This is a genomic window from Streptomyces sp. SM18, from assembly GCF_002910775.2.
GTDB classification, from domain to species: Bacteria; Actinomycetota; Actinomycetes; order Streptomycetales; family Streptomycetaceae; genus Streptomyces; species Streptomyces halstedii.
The window spans coordinates 3132044-3154394 of record NZ_CP029342.1 but is presented as its reverse complement, the minus strand read 5'-3'; the positions used below and the strand labels follow the sequence as shown (position 1 = coordinate 3154394).

Below are 22351 nucleotides of genomic sequence, written 5' to 3'. Positions count from 1 at the left end.
GCGTACGGGGGGTGGGGGGTGGAGGCGTCAGGCGCCGATGTGCGCGGCGAACGCGGTCCACGTGGTGGGGGCGACGGTGAGGGCGGGACCCCCGGGGTTCTTGGAGTCCCGTACGTGCACGGCGGCGGGGTGTGCGGCGATCTCGACGCAGGCACCGCCTTCGTCGCCGCTGTAGCTTGACTTACGCCAGGTGTAGGCGACTTCGAGGCACTGCCCACCTTCGCTGGCGCTGTAGGTCGACTTGAACCAGTGCAGTGCGATGCTCATCTCTCTCCCAGAAGACGGTCCAGCAGGCCCAAAGTCTCCTCAGGACTGCATGCCTGAGCTCGCAGCATCGCATATTTCTGAGCGAGGATGCTGACCTCATTCGGGTCAGATACCAGCTGGCTGCCACGCTGGGTTTCGGAGTAAGCCACCTGCTGGTGGTCCGGAGTCTCCAGCAGAGTAAATGGGCCGTCGAGGCCCGCGTGGCCTTTGCTGTTGAGCCGGAGGATCTGGAGGCATACACCGGGGAGTTGGGCGCATGAGTGCAGGTGTCGGAGCTGCTCCGCACGGCTTTCGGGTGGGAGCAGTTCCAGCAGGAGTGCCGCCTCCCAAACCACCAGGCTGATCGTTGGGGGGTGCTTGCGGTGAAGAATGTCCTGCCGTTCGAGGCGGGCGGCCGCCTGCTCGTTCACCTCGTCCTCGCTGAAGGCGGGCACGCGGTTGCGGAGGACGGCTCTCGCGTACGCCTCCGTTTGCAGCAGCCCGGGAATGACCTGGCTGTCGTACCAGGACAGCGCCAGCGCCTCCCGTTCCAGGTCCATGTACCGCTCGGCCCATGCCGGGATCAGGTCCACCTCCGGCATGTTGTCCACCGCCGTCTCCAGCGCCCCCTTCGTCGCCAGCAACTCGTCCAGGCGGCGGGCCAGATCCGGCAGGAGGGTGCGGCGGCCCTGTTCGATGGAGGCGATCGTCTCCATCTGCACGGTGGCCCGTTCCGCCAGTTGGGCCTGGGTGAGGCCGGCCGCGACGCGGAACAGGCCGACGAGTTTGCCTACGAGCTTCATGGCCGACGCGTTCCTGCGCTGCCGCTTCCTGGGGTGCATACGGTTCGACTCCCCGCCCTGGTACGTACTTCACGCGTGCGCGGCCCGTACAGCGGATCTGTACGGCCTCACGTAGTGCGCTACCTTAGCAACGGAGAGTGACAATCGGCTCATGAACGAGACGATGCAACTCTCCCTGGCCCGCGAGCGCTTCTGTCGGCGGGAGCGCCGGTCGGTGCCCGTGGTCAGGGAGTTCGCGCGCGAGGCCGTGACCGACTGGGGGTTCGGGGCGCGGCTGGACGACGTACTGCTGTGTGTGAGCGAGCTGGCGACCAACGCGCTGCTGCACGGGGTGCCGCCGGGGCGCGGCTTTCTGGTGCGGCTGCTGCTGGAGGAGGGGGACCTGAAGGTCGAGGTGCATGACAGCGGGGGCGGGGTGCCCGCTCTGCGCGAGCCCTCCGACGAGTCGGGGCGGGGCCTGCTGCTCGTCGACGCTCTCGCGGACCGGTGGGGCGTGGGCGAGCGGGACCCGGGGAAGGTCGTCTGGTGCGCCTTCGGGAAGACCGGGCCGTGAACCGGGGCCGGTGGACGCGGTGGTGGGGATCGTCCCGTGCCGCGTCCACCGGCCGTGGCTCACACCGTGCGGAGCGCCAGGTAGTCGAGCAGTTCCTCGATCTCGTCCACCGCGTCCGGTGCCAGGGCGACGCCACGCAGGCAGGCGCGGGCGGCGTCGAGGTGGTGGTGGGCCTCGGTCAGGGTGGCGGTGCGGCCACCGGCGGCCTCGATGAGCTCCGCCGCCCGAGCCGCGGTGGCGTCGTCGGGCGGGCAGGGGGAGGAGAGCAGGGCGGCGAGTTCGCGTGCCGTCGGCCCGTGTGAGGCGAGCGCGGCGATGACGGGGTACGTCTTCTTGCGCTGCCGCAGGTCGCCGTGGACCGGCTTTCCGGTTCTGGCGGGGTCGCCCCAGATGCCCAGCAGGTCGTCCACGGCCTGGAAGGCCACGCCGAGGTGGCGTCCGGCGCGGTTCAGAGCGGCGACCGTCCGGTCGGGCGCCCCGGCGAGCAGGGCGCCGAGCGCGGCCGCGCAGCCGAGGAGCGAACCGGTCTTGTGCTCGGCCATGGTCCGGTAGGCGTCGGTCGGCACGGCGTCGGGGCCCGTCCAGGGGCGCTCCGCGAAGAGCAGGTCCTCGGCCTGGCCCCGGACCAGGAGGTTCAGTGTCCCGGACAGCCGCAGGACGGCGGCGCCGCCGCAGGTGCCGGGCGTCTCGGCGAGGGTCTCCATGGCGATGGCCAGCAGGCCGTCCCCCGCGAGCACGGCGGGCCCGGTGCCGTACGCCTTCCACACCGTCTGGCGCTGCCGCCGGGTCTCGTCGCCGTCCATGATGTCGTCGTGCAGGAGGGAGAAGGCGTGGACGAGTTCGACGGCGACCGCGCCCGGGACCGCGCTCCCGCCCGGTGCCCCGCAGGCCTCGGCCGCCAGCACGGCGAGGGCCTGGCGTATGCCCTTGCCCTCGGACGCGCCCGGGGCGGGGGTTCCGCCGGTGTCGCTCCAGCCGAGCGAGAACGCGGCCATCTCGCCGGGCCACGGGTGGAGGCGGCCGACCGCGTCGGCGAGCGCGGGCCGCACCAGGGCGCGGCAGCGGGCCAGGGACGCGGGCGGTCCGGTCATGGAGGCGGTGGCATCGGCCGGGGGCGTCCGGGTGGTGCGGGCCGGTCCGTCGTGTGCGCCGCCGGTGCCGTCATGGGTGCCGCCCGTCCCGGTGGCGCGGGTGACGGCGGCGGGGGTCATCGCAGGGCCGCCTCTGTGCCCAGGGACAGCGGTGGGCCGTCCTGCGGGACCGGCCCCACCCCCAGTTCGGTCGCCGCGCGGTCGATCATGTCGTCCGCGTGGCGCAGGCCCAGCAGCCCCAGGGCGCGGCGCAGATCGGCGAGTTCGGCCACCGTCGCGGCCGGGGCGCGGCCGAGGCGGGCGAGCGCCTTGGCGAGGCCGAGCCGGGAGAGCGCGATCCCCCGTGACTCGTCCATCGCGCGGAACTCCTCCAGCGCCAGCGCGTAGTTCTCCCGTGCCTCCGCGTACCGGGCCGCCCGGTAGAGGACGTTGCCGCGCATCTTGTGGTTGTAGGCGAGGGCGCTGGACAGCCGCATCTCGCGGCAGTATTCCTCGGCCTCGGAGAGCAGTTCCAGCGCGCGGTCGGTGTCACCGTCCCGGACGGACAGCACGTCGGCTATGCCGCGCAGGGCCCAGGCCCGGCCCCGTCGGTCGTCCGCCCTGCCGGCCGTCTCCGCCGCCTCCTCGAAGAGGGCCAGCGCCTTGTCGTACGAGCCGGTGTTGCGGTGCATCTGGGCGATGCCCTCCAGGGCCCACACCGTGTGCCGGGCCTCGCCGCGCCTGCGGGCCTCCGCGAGCAGCTTCTCGTGGAGTTCGCCCACGGCCTGGTAGTCGCCCTGGATGCGCCCGGTCTCGGCGAGCCCGGCGAGCGAGTAGCCGCGTACGACGATGTCGCCGCCGCGTTCCCCCAGTTCGGCCGCCAGTCGGAGCAGCCGGTAGGCCAGGGGCAGCGCGCCGCGCTGCCGGGCGAGCGTGCCGCCGCTCCACAGCGCCCAGGCCATGGCGCCGACGTCCCCGGCGGAGCGGGCCGCGCGGTAGCTGGCCTTCCACGCCCGGTCGGCCTCCTCGTTGCGGCCCAGCCGCCGGCAGGCCTCCGCCACGGCGAGCCCGCACCGCGCCATCTCCGGCCCGTCCCCGGCCGCCTCCGCCGCCCGCAGTTCCTCGATCCCTCTCGCCCGTACCTCGGTGAGCGACGCGTTCACCGAGAGTGAGCCCAGAGCCCCCTGGTACTCGGGAGCGAACGCCTTGTCCTGCGGCGCTTCTCCCCGAACCGTTTCCTGTTGTGTCACGTGTGTCATCCCACCGTGTGCGCACGTCGTCGGTCGTTCGTGGTCGTTGACGACCGTACGAGGGGGAGGGGGCCGGGCGAATCCCTCTCCGTACTGGTCGTCGGTCCGTCCCAAGGGCTACGTGACAGGCCGTCATCTCCTCAGTCGGACGTACGGGACGCACGGGGGAGCCCCGGCCGGCATCGCTGCCGACCGGGGCTCCGCCCAAGGGCGTTGGGGGGCTCAGTACATGAGGGCGTCGGCCATGTCGGCCTGCCAGTAGGTGACGGTCAGGGTGCTGTCCACGTACACCTTCTCGCTGAGCGGCACCTTCGCCCCCTGACCGGTGGAGCCCGAGAGGTCGCGGCCCTGGAAGTAGACGGTCAGGTTCTTGGTGGAGTAGCCGCCCGTGCCGCTGCCGTCGGCGGAGTTGGTCATGACACCGGCGTACGCGGACTCGCCCGGGAAGAGGGTGACGACGGCCTGCGGCTTGCTCTCCTCGTAGACCGGGGGGACGGCCTGGGCCTCGCCGAAGCGCACGGCGGGATAGCCGTACGCGTTGCAGGACTTCGAGCCGGTGTTCGTCACGGTGAGGAGCATGTGGTTGAGGGGACGGGTCACGGGCTTGAGCGTCACCTTGGAGTTGCCGCCGTGGCAGGCGAGGGTGACGACGCCGCTGTCGCCGCCCTTGCTCGTGTTCGCGGCGGGCTCGGCGTGCGTCGAGCCGGAGTCCTTCTTCGTCGCGGCGGCCGGAGCGGAGTCAGCGGAGTCAGGGGCGGAACCGGTGTCCGGCGAGGTGGTGGAGCCCGCCGCGTCCTTGCCCTGCTCGGCGGGTGCCTTGGCGTCGTTCGCCGGCTGCGGGGACGGGGCATCACTCACCGGGGCGGGAGTGCCCGCCGCCGAGGAGTCGCCGCCCCCACAGGCGGTCAGCGAGAGCGCGGCCAGCACGGCGGCCGTGGCCAGGGCGGAGGTACGGGCGGTGCGGTGGAGGCGAAGGGTGCGCATGAGGTGGTTCTCCCCGTTCAGATGGTGTTCGTGAGGTCACCGGGGCGCCGTTTGGCGCGCCGGGGTCCTGCCGGATGTACTGGGTGGTGACGTGTGGTCAGAGACGCCACAGGAGTGTGAGGAGCGTCGCCGTGGAGGCGATCAGCACACCTGCGGCGATCACGTCCGTCAGGATCGGGTCGAAGCGGGTACGCACGGCGTCTCCTCGGTGGGACGGTGTGGTCCTCGGTGGTGTGTCCACATCCTGTGCGGGGCCCGGACCGGTTGGCAACGACCGCCGGGCGGCACGGGACGCGGGAACGGTGGAACACCCTCTGACCTGGGGGAACAATGCCTCCCTGGAACGCCGTTCCGGGATGGAACAGAGGGAGAGACGGTCGGGGTGGGTACGGAGATCCAGGACTTCGCGGCGGAGTTGAGCGGGCTCAAGGAGCGATCGGGGCTGAGCTACGGGATGCTCGCCCGGAAGCTCCACATGAGCACGTCGACGGTGCACCGCTACTGCAACGGCGACGCCGTTCCCCATGACTACGCGCCGGTCGAGCGGTTCGCGCGGGTGTGCGGGGCCTCGGGCGACGAGCTGGTGGCCCTGCACCGGAAGTGGATCCTGGCCGACGAGGCGAAGCGGCGGGGGGCGCGGAAGCCGGAGCCGGGGGGTGCGGCGGGGGCCGGGGCTGGGTCCGGGGGCGGTTCCAAGGCCGGGGGCGCGGCTGTGGCCGGATCCGATCCCGACCCTGCCCCCGCCCCCGACCCCGCGTCCGTGGCCGAGCCCGAGGCAGGGGCAGGGGCCGACTCCGGGGCCGTCCCCGATCCCGAGGCCCACCCCGACGCCGACCCCGACGCCGTTCCTGCGGCCGGGGAAGTGACGGCCAGGGAAGCGGCGGCCGAGGACGTGACGGCCAAGGACGTGACGCCCGAGAGCCGTGTCGTCACGGCGCCGCCGCCGGGGTCCCGGCGGCGTTGGTCCGGGCGGAGCCGGGTGCTGCTCGCCGCCGTGGCCGTCGTGGCGCTCACCGTGCCCGCCGTCGTGGCCGTACACGGCCTCACCCAGGAGGACCCGGCCGACGAGGTGCGCCCCCGGACGACCCTCGCCGCCACGCTGGTCCCGCCGGACACGAGCACCGGCCCGAGCATCAGCGCCTCCCCGTCGCCCGACCGGACGTCCGGCTCGCCGGTCCCTGCGGACAGCGAGTCCGCCGGCCCCTCCCCGTCATCCGGCGGCACCGCCGGGCAGGGCGGGGACGGTGGGGCGAAGAACGGGGGCGTCCCCGTGCACGCCACCATCAGTTCCTACAACTGGGAGGCCCCCTGCGGGCAGTACTACCTGCTCGACCAGGAGCCGGACGACGTACCGCCGCCGCCTCCGCCCCAGAGCACGCGAGACTGGGCGAGGCGCCTGAAAGCGGTGGACGGGGGTGCCATGAGGCTGGCGCTCACCGTCCAGGGCACCTCGCGTGAGGCGGTCGTGCTCGGCGCGCTGCATGTGCGGGTACTGGCGCGTGAACCGGCGCTCGCCTGGTCCGCGTACTCCATGGGGGAGGGCTGCGGGAGCGGGATCACACCCCAGTCCTTCGACGTGGACCTGGACGACGGGCAGCCGCGCCCCGCACCGGTGGCGGGGCAACAGGGAGACTCTGTGGTCCCCGCGAAGGACTTCCCGTACCAGGTGAGCTCCACCGACGTGGAGGTGTTCCACCTCGACGCGCACGTGGAGGGGCACGACGTCACCTGGTACCTGGAGCTGGAGTGGACCAGCGGCGGACGGAGCGGGGTCCTGCGCATCGACGACCAGGGCCGGCCGTTCCGGACGAGCAGCATCGCCGCGCGGCCCGAGTACCTCTACCGCCCCGACATCGCCCAGTGGGTGAATCCGGAGAGCTGACCGGCCGCGAGCGGGGTACGAGGAGTTCCGGAGCACAGGGGACCGGGAAGCGCCGGTCCCGTCCGGCATCGGCCCGAGCAGGTGAGAGATTGTCCAGTCCCACAGACGAGAGACCGGTGGACGACGAGGCGCCCGGCACCCCGGACGGCCCCGGCATACCGCACACGCCTGGCATATCGGAGGCGCCCGACACACGGGTGACGCCCGGCATACCGGAGACGCCCGACACCCCGGAGGCGGCCGTCCACGCGGAGCGCACCCTGCGCCTGCGGCGACGGCTCGAACGCCTCATCGGGATCGCGGCGACCGAGGGCAACGCGCTGCTCCCGCTCCGCAACGGGGACGAGATCTTCGCCGCGATGCTGGACGCCGTCCGGGCCGCGGAGCACACCGTGGACATGATGACGTTCGTGTACTGGCGGGGAGCGATAGCCCGCGACTTCGCGGAGGCCCTGTCGGAGCGGGCCCGTGCCGGGGTGCGGGTGCGGCTGCTGCTGGACGGGTTCGGCAGCCGGCTCATCGAGAAGGACCAGCTGGCGATGATGGAGGCGGCCGGGGTGCAGGTGGCCTGGTTCCGCAAGCCGCTGTACCTGTCGCCCCTCAAACAGAACCACCGCTGCCACCGCAAGGTCCTCATCACCGACGAGCGGACGGCGTTCACCGGCGGGGTCGGCATCGCCGAGGAGTGGTGCGGCGACGCCCGCGACGAGCACGAGTGGCGCGACACCCATGTGCGGGTGCGAGGGCCGGCGGTGGACGGCCTCGCCGCGGCGTTCGCGCAGAACTGGGCCGAGTGCCATACGGAGTTGTTCGACGAGCGGGACCGGTTCGTCGCCCTCGAACCGGAGGGTGACGCGATCGTGCAGGTGGTGCGCGGCTCGGCCAGTTTCGGCTGGCAGGACATGCAGACCCTGCTCCGGGTCGTGCTGGAGTCCGCCGAGGAGCGGGTGCGGCTGACCACCGCGTACTTCGCGCCCGACGCGTACTTCATCGGGCTGCTCTGCGCCGCCGCCCGGCGCGGGGTGGACGTGGAGATCATGCTGCCGGGCCCGCACACCGACAAGCGGGTCTGCCAGCTGGCGGGGCAGCACCACTACGAGGACCTCCTCGCCTGCGGTGTGCGGATCCACCAGTACCAGCCGACGATGATGCACACCAAGACGCTCACGGTGGACCGCGTCGCCGCGCTGATCGGTTCGACCAACTTCAACCGCCGCTCCCTCGACCACGACGAGGAAGTGATGCTGGCGGTGCTGGACCCGGAGTTCACCGCGACCCTGGACGGGCACTTCGAGGAGGACCGGGCCCGGAGCGAGCAGATCGACGGAGCCCGGTGGCGGCGCCGCTCACCGGTGCAGCGGATGCGTGAGGCCGCCGTCCAGCCGATCCGCCGCTGGCTGTGACGCGGGAGGCGCCAGGGGACGGGAGGCGCCAGAGCCCCGGGAGGCGCCAGGGCCCCGGCACGGCCGAGGCCCCCGACACGGTGGGGACGCCGCTGGTGCGTCCGGTGCGTGCCGGGGGCCCCGGGACGGGACGGGCCCGGATCAGAGGCGCTCGGGCGTCCGGATGCCGAGCAGCCGCATGCCCTGGTGCAGGGTGCGGGCGGTGAGCTCGACCAGGAACAGCCGGTTCTCCACGACCGGGGCCGGGTTGTCGTCGCTGAGCACCTGGCACTGGTCGTAGAACGTGGTCAGGTGCGAGGCCAGCTGGTAGAGGTACGCGGCCAGCTTGTGCGGCTCGTACCCCTCGGCCACCTCGGCCAGGACCGCGCCGAACTGGTCCAGGTGCAGGCCGAGGGCGCGCTCGGCCGGGGCCAGCTCCAGCTCCGGGTGCGCGACCGGCTTCGCCTCGCCCGCCTTGCGCAGGATGGACCGGATACGGGCGTAGGCGTACTGGAGGTAGACCGAGGTGTCGCCGTTCAGCGACACCATCTGGTCCAGGTCGAACTTGTAGTCCCGCACCGCCGAGGTGGACAGGTCCGCGTACTTCACGGCGCCGACACCGACGTACCGGCCGTTCTCCACGATCTCGTCCTCGGTCAGGCCCACCTTCTCGGCCTTCTCGCGCACCACCGCGGTGGCCCGCTCGACGGCCTCGTCCAGCAGGTCCTCCAGCCGGACGGTGACACCCTCACGGGTCTTGAACGGCTTGCCGTCCTTGCCCAGGACCGTGCCGAAGGCCAGCTGGTGCGCCGTGACGTCGTCGTTGAGCCAGCCGGCCCGCCGGGCCGTCTCGAAGACCATCTTGAAGTGGAGGGACTGCCGGGCGTCCACCACGTACAGCAGGGTGTCGGCCTTGAGGTTCTGGACCCGGTCGCGGATCGCGGAGAGGTCGGTGGCCGCGTAGCCGTAGCCGCCGTTGGTCTTCTTGACGATCAGCGGGACCTGGTTGCCGTCGGGGCCCTTCACGTCGTCGAAGAACACGCACAGCGCACCCTCGGAGCGGACGGCGACGCCTGTCTCCTCCAGGATCCGGCAGGTCTCCTCCAGCATGTCGTTGTACCCGGACTCACCGACGATGTCGGGGTCGTGGATCTCCATGTCGAGCTTGTCGAAGACCGAGTAGAAGTAGATCTTCGACTCGTCCACGAAGCCCTGCCAGAGCGCCAGCGTCTCCGGGTCGCCCGCCTGGAGGGCCACCACCCGGTCCCGGGCGCGCGCCTTGAACTCCTCGTCGGAGTCGAACAGCACCCGCGAGGCCTTGTAGACGCGGTTCAGCGACGACATGGCCGCCTCGCCGTCCGCCTCGCCGCCCTCGTGGCCCAGCTCGCCCGGGTGCTCGAACAGATACTGGATGAGCATGCCGAACTGGGTGCCCCAGTCGCCGATGTGGTGGCGCCGGACCACCGTCTCCCCGGTGAATTCGAGGATCTGGACCATCGCGTCACCGATGACCGCCGAGCGCAGGTGGCCGACGTGCATCTCCTTGGCGACGTTCGGCTGGGCGTAGTCGATCACGGTGGTGCCCGCGTCGGCGGCCACCGGGACGCCGAGCCGGTCGCCGTCGGCGGCGCGCGCGGCCAGCGTCTCGGTGATCGCCCGGTCGGTGAGCGTGATGTTGAGGAAGCCGGGGCCGGAGACCTCGATGTCCTTGATCAGCTGACCCGCCGGGAGGGCGTCCGTGACCTTGCCCGCCAGCTCACGCGGATTGCCCTTGAGCTTCTTGGCGAGGGCGAGGATGCCGTTGGCCTGGAAGTCGGCCCGGTCGCTTCGGCGCAGCAGCGGGTCCGCGGTGCCGGCCTCGGGCAGTGCTGCCGTCAGGGCGTCCGCCAGCTGCTGCTGGAGCGTGGAAGCGAGGGAAGGGACCGAGGCCATGAGCCGGCTGCCGTTTCGGTAGGGGATGAGGGATCGTTCCCAGTATCCCACGCGGTGTAAAGCGTTTTTCGCGCCTGTGGACAACCAGTTTCCGCGCCTGTGGATAGTCGTTTTCGTGCTGCGGGCGGCACCTGGGAGAATGGGTGTGCCCCTGGTAGGGGTTCCCCGATTGAGTCCTACACGAGAGAAGGACGTGCCGACCGTGGCTTCCAGTCAGAGCAGCACCGAGACCGACTGGGTCTCCCGCTTCGCGGACGATGTCATCGCCGAATCGGAGCGACGTGCGCCTGGCAAACCGGTCGTCGTCGCGTCCGGGCTCTCCCCGTCGGGCCCGATCCACCTCGGCAACCTCCGCGAGGTCATGACCCCGCACCTGGTCGCCGACGAGATCCGCCGCCGCGGGTACACCGTGCGGCACCTGATCTCCTGGGACGACTACGACCGCTACCGCAAGGTGCCGAACGGCGTCGAGGGCGTGGACGAGTCGTGGGCCGAGCACATCGGCAAGCCGCTGACCTCGGTGCCCGCCCCGGCCGGGTCCGCGTACCCGAACTGGGCCGAGCACTTCAAGGCGGCCATGACGAACGCCCTGGACGAGCTGGGCGTCGAGTACGACGGCATCAGCCAGACCGAGCAGTACACCGCCGGTGCCTACCGCGAGCAGATCCTGCACGCCATGCGGCACCGCGCCGACATCGACGCGGTCCTGGACCGCTACCGCACCAAGAAGGACGGCGCGGCGGGCGCGAAGGGCGGCGGCAAGAAGCCGCAGCAGAAGAAGGTGGACGAGGCCGAGCTGGAGGCCGCCGAGGGCTCCGGCGCGGCGAGCGAGGACGACGGCAGCTCGAACGCGGCCGGCTACTTCCCGTACAGGCCCTACTGCGGCAACTGCGAGAAGGACCTCACCGTCGTCACCTCCTACGACGACGCCACCACCGAGCTGAACTACACCTGCTCGGCGTGCGACTTCGCCGAGACGGTCCGGCTCAACGAGTTCAACCGCGGCAAGCTGGTCTGGAAGGTCGACTGGCCGATGCGCTGGGCCTACGAGGGTGTGATCTTCGAGCCCAGCGGGGTGGACCACTCCTCGCCCGGTTCGTCCTTCGTCGTCGGCGGCCAGATCGTCCGCGAGGTCTTCGACGGCGTCCAGCCGATCGGCCCGATGTACGCCTTCGTCGGGATCTCCGGCATGGCGAAGATGTCCTCCAGCAAGGGCGGGGTGCCGACCCCGGCCGACGCGCTGAAGATCATGGAGGCGCCGCTGCTGCGCTGGCTGTACGCGCGCCGCAAGCCGAACCAGTCCTTCAAGATCGCCTTCGACCAGGAGATCCAGCGGCTCTACGACGAGTGGGACGCGCTGGGCCGCAAGGTCGCCGACGGCACGGTGCTGCCCGCCGACGCCGCCGCGTACGCCCGTGCGATCGGCACGGCCGCCGGTGAGCTGCCCAGCACCCCGCGCCCGCTGCCGTACCGCACGCTGGCCTCGGTGGCGGACATCACCGCCGGAGCCGAGGACCAGACGCTGCGCATCCTCAGCGAGCTGGACCCGGAGAACCCGCTGACCTCGCTCGACGAGGCGCGCCCCCGGCTCGACCGCGCGGAGAACTGGATCAGCACCCAGGTCCCGGCCGAGGCCCGCACCATCGTGCGCCAGGAGCCGGACAAGGATCTGCTGGGCTCCCTGGACGAGCAGGGACGCGAGTCGCTGCGGCTGCTGCTGGACGGGCTCGACTCGCACTGGTCGCTGGACGGGCTGACCACACTCGTCTACGGCGTGCCCAAGGTCCTGGAGGGCCTGGAGCCCGACGCCAAGCCGACGCCGGAGCTGAAGGTGGCCCAGCGGTCGTTCTTCGCGCTGCTGTACCGGCTGCTGGTCGGCCGGGACACCGGGCCGCGCCTGCCCACCCTGCTGCTCGCGGTGGGGGCGGACCGGGTGCGGACGCTGCTGGGCGCCTGACCCCGCCGTATGTGAGGACACGAGAACCGGGCGGGCCGTGGGAACGGCCCGCCCGGTTCTTCGTGTGCAGGCGGGTGTGTCAGGCGATGTGGTCGGCCGACATCTCGCTGTCGAAGCGCTGCTTGAAGCCCGGCAGCAGACGGCGCAGCAGCGCACCGCTGCGCGGATGGTGGACGTTGTGGCCGTCGGCGAGGTGGATGTCGAGGACCGCGGCGTTCGGGTAGTCGTGGTTCTCACGGGTGTACGAGCAGAACACCTCGTACGCCTTCGCGCTGAACTGCGCCTCGGCGGCCGCCCACTCGGCCGCCTTCTGGGCGTCGCGGGGCGGCTGGGCGTCCTGGGGCTGAGGGGTCTGGGACTGGAGCTGGGAGTTCTGGGGCTGGGGCTGGGCGTTCTGCGGCCGGGGCTGCGGGGCCCGCTGGTCCTGAGCCTGCTGATCCTGAGCCTGCGGGGGCTGGGGCTGGGCCTGCTGATCCTGGGCCTGCGGGGCCTGGGGCTGCTGCTCCGGTGCCTGCTGCTCGTGCGTCTGCTGCGGCTGGGGCTGCTGCTCCTGGGTCTGCGGGGCCGGAATCCGCCCGGTGTGCGGCTGATCGGCCTGCTGCCCGGGGTACTGGTCCCGCTCCTCCGGGTGCGAGGGCGCCTCGTGCTCGTACTGCTGCTCCAGCAGACGGGGGCGCGGGACGGCGCCGATCGTGCCCACGTTGCCGAGCGGCCGGGTGCGGCCGCCGGGACCGGTGGGGACCCGGACCGGAGTGGGCTCCAGGCCCTCCACCTGCGTCGGGTCGTACGCCCTCTCGCCCGCGTCCCCCGCGTCGCCCGGGAGCTGGGGCGCGGCGAACCACGGGCTGTGGTGCGCGCCGGGACCCTCCTGCGGCCACTCGGCCTGGGGCTGCTGGGGCTGCTGGGGCTGCTGCGCGTGCTGGATCTGCTGGGCCTGCTGGGCAGGTTGGGCCTGCTGGGCCTGCTGGGCCTGCTGGGCAGGTTGGGCCTGCTGGGCCTGCTGGGGCTGCTGGGGCTGCTGGGGTGCCTGCGGTCCGGTCGGCGCCGGGGCCCCGTGCTGCTCGGGGTGGCCGTGCTGCTCCTGGGGGCCGGGCCGGCCCTGATGCCCTTGCTGTTCCGGCCGGCCCTGCTGTTCCTGGTGAACCTGCTGCCCCTGCTGTCCCTTGTGAAGCAGCTGTACGGGCTGTTCCGCCCGCTGCGGGACGTACGGGAGCTGCGGCTGCCGTGCCTCGGTCTCCACGGCGGCCGGTTCCGGCGCCGGAACGGGCGGCAGGAGCGCCGGTTCGATGCCCGCGGCGGCGAGCCCGGCCGGGGCGGTGTCGGCGAGCGGGACGCCGTACTTGGCCAGCCGCAGCGGCATCATCGACTCGATGGGTGCCTTGCGGCGCCAGTTCCGGCCGAAGCGGGCCTGGAGACGGGCCTGGTAGACCAGCCGGTCCTGTTCGAGCTTGATGACCTGCTCGTAACTCCGCAGCTCCCACAGCTTCATGCGCCGCCACAGCTTGAACGTGGGGACGGGGGAGAGCAGCCAGCGGGTGAGGCGGACGCCCTCCATGTGCTTGTCGGCCGTGATGTCCGCGATCCGGCCCACGGCGTGCCGGGCGGCCTCGACCGAGACGACGAACAGCACCGGGATCACCGCGTGCATGCCCGTACCGAGCGGATCCGGCCAGGCGGCGGCACCGTTGAACGCGATCGTCGCGGCCGTCAGGAGCCATGCCGTCTGGCGCAGCAGCGGGAACGGGATCCGCATCCACGTCAGGAGCAGGTCGAGCGCGAGCAGGACGCAGATGCCCGCGTCGATACCGATCGGGAAGACCAGCGAGAAGTCGCCGAAGCCCTTCTCCAGGGCGAGTTCGCGCACGGCGGCGTACGACCCCGCGAAGCCGATCGCGGCGATGAGCACCGCGCCGGCGACGACGACCCCGATCAGTACCTTGTGCGTGCGTGTGAGCTGCATGGCGGCCACCCGCAGTCCCCTCCCGAACTTCGAAGAACCGGCCCCATTTCGGCAACCGGCGCGGGCACAGCCTGGCACATGTGTACGAGACGTGGTGAGTGGGGAGGGGCCGGAACCCGGCCCTCGGGGGAGGGCCGGGTTCCGTCGGCGGGCGTCTGGTCAGCGGCTTCGGGGGCCGCGCCGGGCGTAGGTCACGACTTGTCGTCGCTCTTGGCGCCGTCCTTCTCCGTGTCCTTGCCGTCGCTCTTGTCCTCGCTCTTGTTCGAGGCCTTCGCGGAGGCGGACGCGGACGGGGACGTCTCGTCGTCGGCGTCCTTGGTGCCGACCGAGGCCACCGCCTCCTTGGCGGCCTTCTGCGCGTCCTTGAGGATGTCGGCGCCGGAGGGGGTCTTGGCGCCCGCGTACCCCGCGCCGTTGTAGGTGAGGGTGACGACGACGTTGCCCGTACGGGCCACGACCGTCGCGTACTTGAAGTCCTCGCCGGTCTTCTTGAGGTCGTAGGTGACGGCGGTCGCCTCCTCGCCGACGCCCTCGGCCGGGGCCGCGGCGACCTTCTGCGCGTCCTCCGCGGCGCGCGCCTTGGCGACCTGCTTGGTGAACTCGGCCGTGGCGCGCTCGGCACCGCTGCCCAGGGACTGGTCCGAGGCGAAGCGGGTGAAGCCGACGTCGAGCCAGCGGTACTGCGAGCCCTTGACGCCGTTGTCGTCCAGGCCGTTCCACGAGCAGCTGGCGCGGGTCGAGGTGTCGCTGGACTTCCCGGCCGTGCCGCCCTTGGTCTTCGCCTTGGGGACCAGGTCCGTGATGGTCTTCTTGCCGAGCGAGGTGCAGGCGTCCGGAAGCTCGGAGAACTTCGCCGGCTCGACGGTCGGCTCCGCCGACCCCGAGCCGCTGGGAGAGGTGGAGGAGCCCGTGTCCTTCTCGTCGCCGGAGTCCGACGAGCAGCCGGCGACGACGAGCATCACCGGGACGGCGGCGCAGACGAGTATGCGGGACAGTCGCGGGGCTGATCGGTGCATGGTTCCTTCACTCGGACGGCACGGCGGTCCCGGTCGTGCGGGTGGTCGGTCGTGCTGGCGGTCGGGCGGGCGGTCCGGAGCGGTGCCGGGACCCGGCCCGGTGCTCCGGAGGGCCACGGTACGACGGACGGCGACCGGACGCCGCCTCGGCCGGGGACGCCGGGAGCACGGGACGGCACCCGTGGCCGCCGCCCCGGCCGGGGCTACTCGCTGAGGGTCTCGGACAGATTCCGGGCCAGGGCCTGGGCCTTCTCCTGGAGTTCCTTGCTGTCGGGGACCTCGGTGACGCGTGCGGGCTGCTCGGTGTACCGGACGGTCACGATGACGTTCGATGTGCGGAACACCACGCTGACGGTGCGGTGCTGTGCGGTGGATCCCGCCCGGGTGAGCGCGTCGTCCAGGAACGCGGCGTCACCGAGCCCGTCGAGCAGGCGCGGCAGCAGGTCGTCCGGGGAACCGGCGCCGTCCGTGCCGGTGGTCGGCGTGGTGGAGGAGCCGGTGGAGGACGAGCCGGACGGGGTGCCGCCGCTCTGGCCGGCCATCTGCGGCAGGGCGGTGTCCTGCTGCTTGGCGAACACCTCGCGGGCACGGTCGTCGTCGCTGACCGCGGGGTCGTAGGACACCACGCGTTCGAAGTCGATCGACAGGTTCCGGGACGCGTCCGGGGCCTCGGACTTCCAGCGGCAGCCGACCTTGCGGTCGTTGTCGTAGGTCACGGCGGGCGTGCCCTCGTACAGCTTCTCCTGCTGTTCCTCGGGCAGGTCCTCGGCGCCGGGCAGCAGGTCCTTCAGGGTGGCACGCGGCACCGCGCGGCAGGACTGGGGCAGCGTCCGGTACTTGCCGGGGGGCGCGGCCGTCACCGTGGGGCTGCCGGGCTTGCTGTCGGCACCGGAATCACCGGCACCGGAGCCGGCGCTGCAGCCGGCGACGAGCGCTGCGAGTAGCGCGACGCCGGGTACGTACGCCATGGGTCGCACGGGACCGGGCTCCCTTCGGTACGGAAAACGAGTTGCCGCTCGACGGCGGCCGATGGAGACAATGTGTATCGCACGCGCCGCTGTGAATGCCGGTCGGCCGACCTGTATGCCGACCTTGGCACCGGTTTTGCGCTTTCAGTTTTTTCGGGGGAATAGAGGGGTTATGTCGTATGTAGAGGTACCGGGGGCGAAGGTTCCCATCCGCATGTGGGCGGACCCGGCGTCCGTGGAGGACGTCGCGATGCGTCAGCTGCGGAACGTGGCGACCCTGCCGTGGATCAAGGGGCTCGCGGTCATGCCGGACGTCCACTTCGGCAAGGGCGCGACGGTCGGCTCGGTGATCGCGATGCACGGGGCGGTCTGCCCGGCGGCGGTGGGCGTGGACATCGGCTGCGGGATGTCCGCGGTCAAGACCTCGCTGACCGCCAACGACCTGCCGGGGGACCTCTCCCGGCTGCGGTCGAAGATCGAGCAGGCGATCCCGGTGGGACGCGGGATGCACGACTCCATGGTGGACCCGGGACGGCTGCACGGCTTCCCGGCCACCGGCTGGGACGACTTCTGGTCGCGGTTCGACGGGGTCGCCGACGCGGTCAAGTTCCGTCAGGAGCGTGCCACCAAGCAGATGGGGACGCTGGGGAGCGGCAACCACTTCATCGAGTTCTGCCTCGACGAGGCGGGTTCGGTCTGGCTGATGCTGCACTCCGGATCCCGGAACATCGGCAAGGAGCTGGCCGACTTCCACATCGGCCAGGCCCAGAAGCTCCCGCACAACCAGGACCTGGTCGACCGTGACCTGGCGGTCTTCATCGCGGACACCCCGCAGATGGCGGCGTACCGCAACGACCTCTTCTGGGCGCAGGAGTACGCGAAGTACAACCGCGCGATCATGATGGGCCTCTTCCAGGACGTGGTGCGCAAGGAGTTCAAGAAGGCGAGGGTCACCTTCGACCCGGTCATCTCCTGCCACCACAACTACGTGGCGGAGGAGCGGTACGACGGCATGGACCTGCTGGTCACCCGCAAGGGCGCGATCCGGGCGGGGTCGGGGGACTTCGGGATCATCCCGGGCTCCATGGGCACCGGCTCGTACATCGTGAAGGGCCTCGGGAACGCGAAGTCGTTCAACTCCGCCTCGCACGGCGCGGGCCGGCGGATGAGCCGGAACGCCGCCAAGCGGGCGTTCTCCACGAAGGACCTGGAGGACCAGACGCGGGGGGTGGAGTGCCGCAAGGACTCCGGTGTGGTGGACGAGATCCCGGCCGCGTACAAGCCGATCGAGCAGGTCATCGACCAGCAGCGGGACCTGGTCGAGGTGGTGGCCAAGCTGAAGCAGCTCGTCTGCGTGAAGGGCTGACCGGGGTTCGGAGGGGCGCGGGGGGCTCCTCCGGACCGCGGGTGGCCGTCAGAGCGTGCGGTGGACCTTGGAGTTGGAGGCCTGGGCGCGGGGGCGGACCACCAGGAGGTCGATGTTGACGTGGCTGGGACGGGTGACGGCCCAGGTGATCGTGTCGGCCACGTCGTCGGCGGTGAGTGGGGCGTCCACGCCCGCGTACACCTTCGCAGCCTTCTCGGTGTCGCCCCGGAAACGGGTGGTGGCGAACTCCTCGGTCCTGACCATGCCGGGCGCCACCTCGATGACCCGGACCGGGGTGCCGACGATCTCCAGGCGCAGGGTCTCGGCGAGGACGTGCTCGCCGTGCTTGGCCGCGACGTAGCCGCCGCCGCCCTCGTAGGAGGCCAGGGCGGCCGTCGAGGAGAGGATCACGATCGTGCCGTCGCCGCTCGCCGTGAGGGCGGGCAGGAGCGCCTGGGTGACGTTGAGGGTGCCGATGACGTTCGTCTCGTACATCTGGCGCCAGTCGGCGGGGTCGCCGGTCGCCACCGGGTCCGCGCCCAGCGCGCCGCCCGCGTTGTTGACGAGCACGGCCAGCGAACGGAACGCGGTGGCGAACTCGTCCACCGCCGCCCGGTCGGTGACGTCCAGGGCGTACGCGGTGGCCTGGTGGCCCGCCTCGGTGAGCTCGGCGGCGAGCGCCTCGATGCGGTCCGCGCGCCGGGCGGTCAGCACCACGCGGTATCCGGCGGCGGCCAGCTGCCGGGCGGTCGCGGCGCCGATACCGCTGCTCGCACCGGTGACGACGGCGATGGGGGTGGCGGCCATGGCGAACTCCTCGGACAGCTGATCGGTACGGGCCCAGGATAGGCAGCCGGGGAGGGGGAGCGCGGTGACCGTCCGGTGGCCGGGCGCTGCTCCGTGGCCGCTGCTCAGGGGTCGCTGCTCAGTGGTCGCTGCTCAGTGGTCGCGTGGGGCGTACATGATCAGCGCCATGCCGGCCAGGCAGATCAGCGCCCCGGTCACGTCCCAGCGGTCCGGGCGGTAACCGTCGGCGACCATGCCCCAGGCGATCGAACCGGCGACGAAGACCCCGCCGTACGCGGCGAGGATGCGGCCGAAGTCGCCGTCGGGCTGGAGCGTGGCCACGAAGCCGTACGCGCCGAGCGCGATGACACCGGCGCCGATCCAGATCCAGCCCCGGTGCTCGCGCACCCCTTGCCAGACGAGCCAGGCACCGCCGATCTCGAAGAGCGCGGCGACGACGAAGAGGGCGACGGAGCGGGCGAGCAGCATGGGAACAGCGTGTCACGCCCGCCGGGAGCCGGGCTCCGGCCCCACCGGGACACCGGGAGCCCGGCTCCGGCCCACCGGGACCGCCCTCCGGCACGGACTCAGCCGGCCGGTGACCCGCCGCCGGGCTCGCCGAACTCCCGCACCGCGTCCGCCACGACCGCCTCCAGGTGTGTGTGGTGGGCGCCGCGCCAGTACACCCGCCCACAGGCCGTGCACCGGGCGAACACGTCGTACGTCGCCCGCGTGCCCCGCTCCAGGTGGGCGCGCACCGTCTCCTTGTCGGCCTCGGCGAGCCGCCCGTTGCACGCCGTGCAGCGGGTCCACGGGGCGAGTACGGGGGCGAAGCGGCCGAGCACGTCACGCACCTGCTCCTCGGGGCGGTCGCTGTAGACGTACGCGCCGGCCCAGATCTCGCGGCGCCTGAGCAGCCCCCGGTCCCGGGAGAGCAGGACGCGCCGCTCCCGCGCGGAGAGGGCCGCCAGCGCGGGGTCGCCGATGTCCTCGCTCTCGTACGCCGCGTCCACGCCCAGCAGGCGCAACCGGCGGGCGAGAGTGCCCAGATGGACGTCGAGCAGGAAGCGCAGGGGCGCGCCGGGAACCCGCTGCGGACGCTCCACCGCGCGTACCTCGACGTGTTCGCCGGGCCCCGGGATGTGGGAGACGGACACGGTCCGGCCGTCCACCAGCAGCGTCCCGGCCTCGGTGAGGGGGATGCCGAGGGACTCCACGACGTGCCCCAGGGTCGAGGAGCCGTCGGTGATGACGGCGGTGCTGCCCCGGCGGCGTCCATGGGCGACGAAGAGCCGCAGTTCCGGGGCCACTTCCACGTCGATCTCGGGTCCGTTCACCCGGTCAGGATGCCATCGGGCGGGACGTGGCGGCGACGGAGTTCCGCCCACCCCGGCGCACCGTCTTCACAAAAGATTCACTTGGCCCCGGCGCGCCGGTTGGCGGAGGTGGGGCGGAACTGTTCTGGAGAGTTTGTGTCCGGCGGACGTCTTTGTTGTGACAGTCGCGGAGACTGGGCGTTTCAGCTGCGAAAACGCTTGCCATCCTGGGTGAGCAAAAGGCGCTTGAGGTGGCATATCCCCCTATAGGGGCAGTCCGATGGCCGTGGGAAGCGCGGTGATAGCATCCCCGCATCTGCGACCTTGATCCACTCGACTCAGGCGCTGATTCGAGGTCGGCCTGCTTCAGTCCAGCAGCGGTCGGGCGGTTCCGAGCGGCTGTGTCATGGATCCTCGCGAGGTGCTCCGTCGATCTCCGCATGCCACGCGCCGGGAAAGGTTTCCATGAATCGAGACGCGCTCATATGGTGCCTGGTTGCGTCGACGGCGATAGCCGTCGCCGCGGTCGTGGTGCTCTTCGTCCGCAGTAGAGCCCTAGGGGTGAAGAAGCGGCAGTCCGAGGCCGCGCTGACGCAGCAGATCTACACGACGGAGGGCCAACTGGCCGTCTCCCGTGCCGAGCTGCGCAAGCACAAGGACGAGTACGACAGCACCATCCGCGAGGCCGAGCAGGCGGCGGAGGAGAGCACCAAGGCGGTCCTCAAGGGGGCCGCCCGGTTCCTTCAGAGCCTCGCGGCGGAGCAGACCACGCTCCTGGACGACATCCAGCGCACCTACGGCGGCCACCCCGTGCTCGCCGACCTGCTGGACGTGAACCACGCCAACGCCCAGATGGCCCGTAAGGCCCAGGGCATCGCGGTCATGTGCGGAGCCCCGCTCGGCCGCCGCAACAAGCCCGCCAGCGTCTACGACGTGGTGCGCAGCGCCCAGGGCCAGATCCGCAACTTCCACCGGGTCGAGATCATGCAGCAGGGCGGCCTCGCGCTGAAGGCCTCCGCGGTCGCGCCCGTCGCCCTCGCCGTCGCCGAACTGCTGGACAACGCGGCCAGCTTCTCGCAGCACGACGCACCCATTGAAGTAACGTTCCAGCGGGTCCAGAGCAACCTGTGCATCGTCATCGACGACGCCGGCGTCAGCATGAGCGACGAGGACCGGCAGCGGGCGACCGCGCTGCTCTCCGGCGACATCACGCCGCAGCTCTCGCAGCTGGGGAACCAGCCGAAGTTCGGGTTCCCCGTCGTGGGTCTGATCGCCCGTCAGTACGGATTCAAGGTGGATGTCACCGGAGTCTCCCGCTACGGGGGCGTCCGGGCCGTCGTCCTGCTGCCCGAGGAGCTGTGGACCATGGAGGAGACCCCGCCGCCGGCCGAGGAGGCACCCGTCAGCAGTATCCGGCGCGTCGAGGGGCGGCCGCAGAACGGCTCGCGCACGATGCACGGTCTGCCGAAGCGGGGAGCACGCCAGTCGCCCATCGCGAGCGTCCCGGACGCCGATGCCCCGGCCCCCCGGCCCACGTCGCGGCTGCCCGAGGGCGGCCGCGCGTCGGGCCGCAGCCTGGGCGCCTTCCAGCGCGGCACCCTCTCGGGCCGCAACCTCGACATATCGTCACTCGAAGGGTCCGAAGACGCATGACCGCCGACCTGTCGTGGATGCTTGAGGACATCGTGAGCAACGTGCCGCGGGCACGGCACGCGGTCCTGCTGTCCGCGGACGGCCTCCCCCGCGGAGCCACGGAGGGCCTGGCCGAGAAGGACGTACGCACCATCTCCGCGGCCATGGCCGGGATGCAGTCGCTCAGCCGGGCCACGGCGCACTTCGCCGGGACGGTGGGGGACCGGCAGTGGAGCCAGACGATCATCGAGTTCTCCCACGGGTGGATCTTCCTGATCGGAGCGGGCCAGGGCGCCTATCTGGCCGCCGCCGCCGAGCCCGACGTCGACATGCAGCAGATCTCCTTCCGTATGCACCGGCTGGTGGCCCGGCTGGGCAACAACCTCACCTCGCCGCCGAGAGTGAGCGCGCAGGAGGAGGGTGAGGCGGCCGGGGCGGCCTCGGCCCGGCGCGAGGGCACGAGCCCGTCGGGGTTCGTGCTCGCCGACCTGGACCAGGTGATCACCGACGTCCAGGGAGCGCGTCACGCCGTGCTGCTGGGGTCCGACGGGCTGCCCCGCGGGGCGACGTCGGGGATGAGCCGGGACATGGCGGACACCATCTCCGCCGCGATGACGGGCATCCACGCCTACAGCCGTGTCACCTCGCAGTTCGCCGGCTCCCCGGAGGACGCCGCGTGGCGGCAGACGGTCATCGAGTTCCAGCACGGCTGGACCTTCCTGATCGCGGCCGGTGACGGGGCCTTCCTGGCCGCGGCGGCCGAGCACGACTGCGACATCGAGGAGTTCGCCACCCGTCTGCACGAGGTGGTGCCCAAGCTGAGGGCGCCTGAGGCGCCATGGAGCAAGGCGGTGGGCCATGCGTGACGAGCACGAGCCGGACCACGAACTGGAGCTCACCTCCCCGTTAGTACCACTCTTCGTGATCACGAACGGGCACGCGCTGCCCCCGGAGCACGAGTACGGGCACACCACCCTCGTCACCGCCCAGGAGGGCGCGGCCGCCGCGGCGCGGACGCTCTCCCCGGAGGCGCGCGAGGTCATGGACCTGGTCGCCGACGGCTTCCTGTCCGTGGCCGAGGTGGCGGGCCACACGCACCTGCCGCTCGGCATCGTGCGCATTCTCCTGGCGCAGATGGAGGGGAGCGGGCTCATCATCGTGAGGAAGCCCGTGCCGCGCGCCGAACGAGCAGACCGAGAACTGCTCAGCGCCGTGCTCGACGGCCTGAAAACCAGATTCGGAGCGTGA

20 protein-coding genes are annotated in these 22351 nt (G+C 71.7%); 8 read left to right on the top strand and 12 right to left on the bottom strand.

Going from position 1 to position 22351, the window contains the following annotated elements; genetic code table 11:
• Nucleotides 1-27: 27 nt before the first annotated feature.
• Both B9S64_RS13980 and B9S64_RS13975 read right to left on the bottom strand, forming a co-directional pair.
• On the bottom strand, nt 28-267 hold the full coding sequence (locus B9S64_RS13980) for a DUF397 domain-containing protein (protein ID WP_103493851.1): 240 nt from the start codon (nt 265-267) through the stop codon (nt 28-30).
• Entirely contained in the window at nt 264-1049 is a 786-nt protein-coding gene (locus B9S64_RS13975; RefSeq protein ID WP_103493852.1) for a helix-turn-helix transcriptional regulator, read from the bottom strand. Before B9S64_RS13975 ends, B9S64_RS13980 begins: the two co-directional genes overlap by 4 nt.
• 151 nt (nt 1050-1200) lie before the next feature.
• On the opposite strand from B9S64_RS13975, the gene B9S64_RS13970 reads away from it, so the two are divergent.
• Nucleotides 1201-1602, top strand: a complete 402-nt coding sequence (locus tag B9S64_RS13970; protein WP_103493853.1) for an ATP-binding protein — start codon at nt 1201-1203, stop codon at nt 1600-1602.
• A 59-nt stretch (nt 1603-1661) separates the two neighbouring features.
• Here the strand turns inward: B9S64_RS13970 and B9S64_RS13965 are convergent, their stop codons facing one another.
• The 3 genes from B9S64_RS13965 to B9S64_RS13955 all read right to left on the bottom strand — a co-directional run bounded on the left by B9S64_RS13965 (nt 1662) and on the right by B9S64_RS13955 (nt 4906).
• Nucleotides 1662-2693: a polyprenyl synthetase family protein gene (locus tag B9S64_RS13965; RefSeq protein WP_103493890.1), complete on the bottom strand. Its 1032-nt coding sequence runs from the start codon at nt 2691-2693 to the stop codon at nt 1662-1664.
• Nucleotides 2694-2809: 116 nt separating this feature from the next.
• Nucleotides 2810-3931, bottom strand: a complete 1122-nt coding sequence (locus B9S64_RS13960) for a tetratricopeptide repeat protein (RefSeq protein ID WP_103493854.1) — start codon at nt 3929-3931, stop codon at nt 2810-2812.
• Nucleotides 3932-4144: 213 nt separating this feature from the next.
• Nucleotides 4145-4906 carry a DUF4232 domain-containing protein gene (locus B9S64_RS13955; RefSeq protein WP_103493855.1) on the bottom strand — a complete coding sequence of 254 codons (762 nt, stop codon included), beginning with the start codon at nt 4904-4906 and terminating at the stop codon, nt 4145-4147.
• Between the two features lie 382 nt (nt 4907-5288).
• Between B9S64_RS13955 and B9S64_RS13950 the strand changes: the two genes are divergently transcribed.
• The gene (locus B9S64_RS13950; RefSeq protein ID WP_103493856.1) at nt 5289-6788 is read left to right on the top strand and encodes a helix-turn-helix transcriptional regulator; all 1500 of its coding nucleotides are present in this window, start codon (nt 5289-5291) and stop codon (nt 6786-6788) included.
• 209 nt (nt 6789-6997) lie between these two features.
• Nucleotides 6998-8191, top strand: coding sequence for a phosphatidylserine/phosphatidylglycerophosphate/cardiolipin synthase family protein (locus B9S64_RS13945; protein ID WP_258038085.1), 1194 nt, complete (start codon nt 6998-7000; stop codon nt 8189-8191).
• Nucleotides 8192-8332: 141 nt separating this feature from the next.
• Here B9S64_RS13945 and argS read toward each other — a convergent pair whose 3' ends face one another.
• Nucleotides 8333-10102, bottom strand: coding sequence for an arginine--tRNA ligase (gene argS, locus B9S64_RS13940; protein ID WP_103493857.1), 1770 nt, complete (start codon nt 10100-10102; stop codon nt 8333-8335).
• A gap of 193 nt (nt 10103-10295) precedes the next feature.
• Here argS and lysS point away from each other — a divergent pair, with 193 nt between their 5' ends.
• Nucleotides 10296-12059 carry a lysine--tRNA ligase gene (lysS, locus tag B9S64_RS13935; protein ID WP_030623157.1) on the top strand — a complete coding sequence of 588 codons (1764 nt, stop codon included), beginning with the start codon at nt 10296-10298 and terminating at the stop codon, nt 12057-12059.
• A 79-nt stretch (nt 12060-12138) separates the two neighbouring features.
• On the opposite strand, the gene B9S64_RS35030 is transcribed toward lysS, so the two are convergent.
• The 3 genes from B9S64_RS35030 to B9S64_RS13920 all read right to left on the bottom strand — a co-directional run bounded on the left by B9S64_RS35030 (nt 12139) and on the right by B9S64_RS13920 (nt 16003).
• A complete protein-coding gene (locus B9S64_RS35030; RefSeq protein ID WP_258038081.1) occupies nt 12139-14028 on the bottom strand; it encodes a DUF2637 domain-containing protein in 1890 nt (629 codons plus the stop codon).
• A 182-nt stretch (nt 14029-14210) separates the two neighbouring features.
• Complete coding sequence (locus tag B9S64_RS13925) at nt 14211-15035, bottom strand: DUF3558 domain-containing protein (RefSeq protein WP_103493858.1); 825 nt, start codon at nt 15033-15035, stop codon at nt 14211-14213.
• 203 nt (nt 15036-15238) lie between these two features.
• A complete protein-coding gene (locus B9S64_RS13920; protein WP_093821900.1) occupies nt 15239-16003 on the bottom strand; it encodes a hypothetical protein in 765 nt (254 codons plus the stop codon).
• A gap of 172 nt (nt 16004-16175) precedes the next feature.
• Between B9S64_RS13920 and B9S64_RS13915 the strand changes: the two genes are divergently transcribed.
• The gene (locus B9S64_RS13915) at nt 16176-17369 is read left to right on the top strand and encodes an RtcB family protein (RefSeq protein ID WP_103493859.1); all 1194 of its coding nucleotides are present in this window, start codon (nt 16176-16178) and stop codon (nt 17367-17369) included.
• Nucleotides 17370-17417: 48 nt separating this feature from the next.
• Here B9S64_RS13915 and B9S64_RS13910 read toward each other — a convergent pair whose 3' ends face one another.
• The 3 genes from B9S64_RS13910 to B9S64_RS13900 all read right to left on the bottom strand — a co-directional run bounded on the left by B9S64_RS13910 (nt 17418) and on the right by B9S64_RS13900 (nt 19492).
• Nucleotides 17418-18176 (bottom strand): SDR family NAD(P)-dependent oxidoreductase, encoded by a 759-nt coding sequence (locus B9S64_RS13910; protein WP_103493860.1) that lies wholly within the window; start codon nt 18174-18176, stop codon nt 17418-17420.
• A 132-nt stretch (nt 18177-18308) separates the two neighbouring features.
• On the bottom strand, nt 18309-18644 hold the full coding sequence (locus B9S64_RS13905) for a YnfA family protein (RefSeq protein WP_028441471.1): 336 nt from the start codon (nt 18642-18644) through the stop codon (nt 18309-18311).
• Nucleotides 18645-18742: 98 nt separating this feature from the next.
• Nucleotides 18743-19492 carry a Mut7-C RNAse domain-containing protein gene (locus B9S64_RS13900; protein WP_103493861.1) on the bottom strand — a complete coding sequence of 250 codons (750 nt, stop codon included), beginning with the start codon at nt 19490-19492 and terminating at the stop codon, nt 18743-18745.
• A gap of 444 nt (nt 19493-19936) precedes the next feature.
• On the opposite strand from B9S64_RS13900, the gene B9S64_RS13895 reads away from it, so the two are divergent.
• The 3 genes from B9S64_RS13895 to B9S64_RS13885 are packed head-to-tail and all read left to right on the top strand — an operon-like array spanning nt 19937 to nt 22351.
• Nucleotides 19937-21124: an ATP-binding protein gene (locus B9S64_RS13895; RefSeq protein WP_103493862.1), complete on the top strand. Its 1188-nt coding sequence runs from the start codon at nt 19937-19939 to the stop codon at nt 21122-21124.
• Nucleotides 21121-21969 carry a roadblock/LC7 domain-containing protein gene (locus B9S64_RS13890; RefSeq protein ID WP_181012473.1) on the top strand — a complete coding sequence of 283 codons (849 nt, stop codon included), beginning with the start codon at nt 21121-21123 and terminating at the stop codon, nt 21967-21969. Before B9S64_RS13895 ends, B9S64_RS13890 begins: the two co-directional genes overlap by 4 nt.
• The gene (locus B9S64_RS13885) at nt 21962-22351 is read left to right on the top strand and encodes a DUF742 domain-containing protein (RefSeq protein WP_103493863.1); all 390 of its coding nucleotides are present in this window, start codon (nt 21962-21964) and stop codon (nt 22349-22351) included. Before B9S64_RS13890 ends, B9S64_RS13885 begins: the two co-directional genes overlap by 8 nt.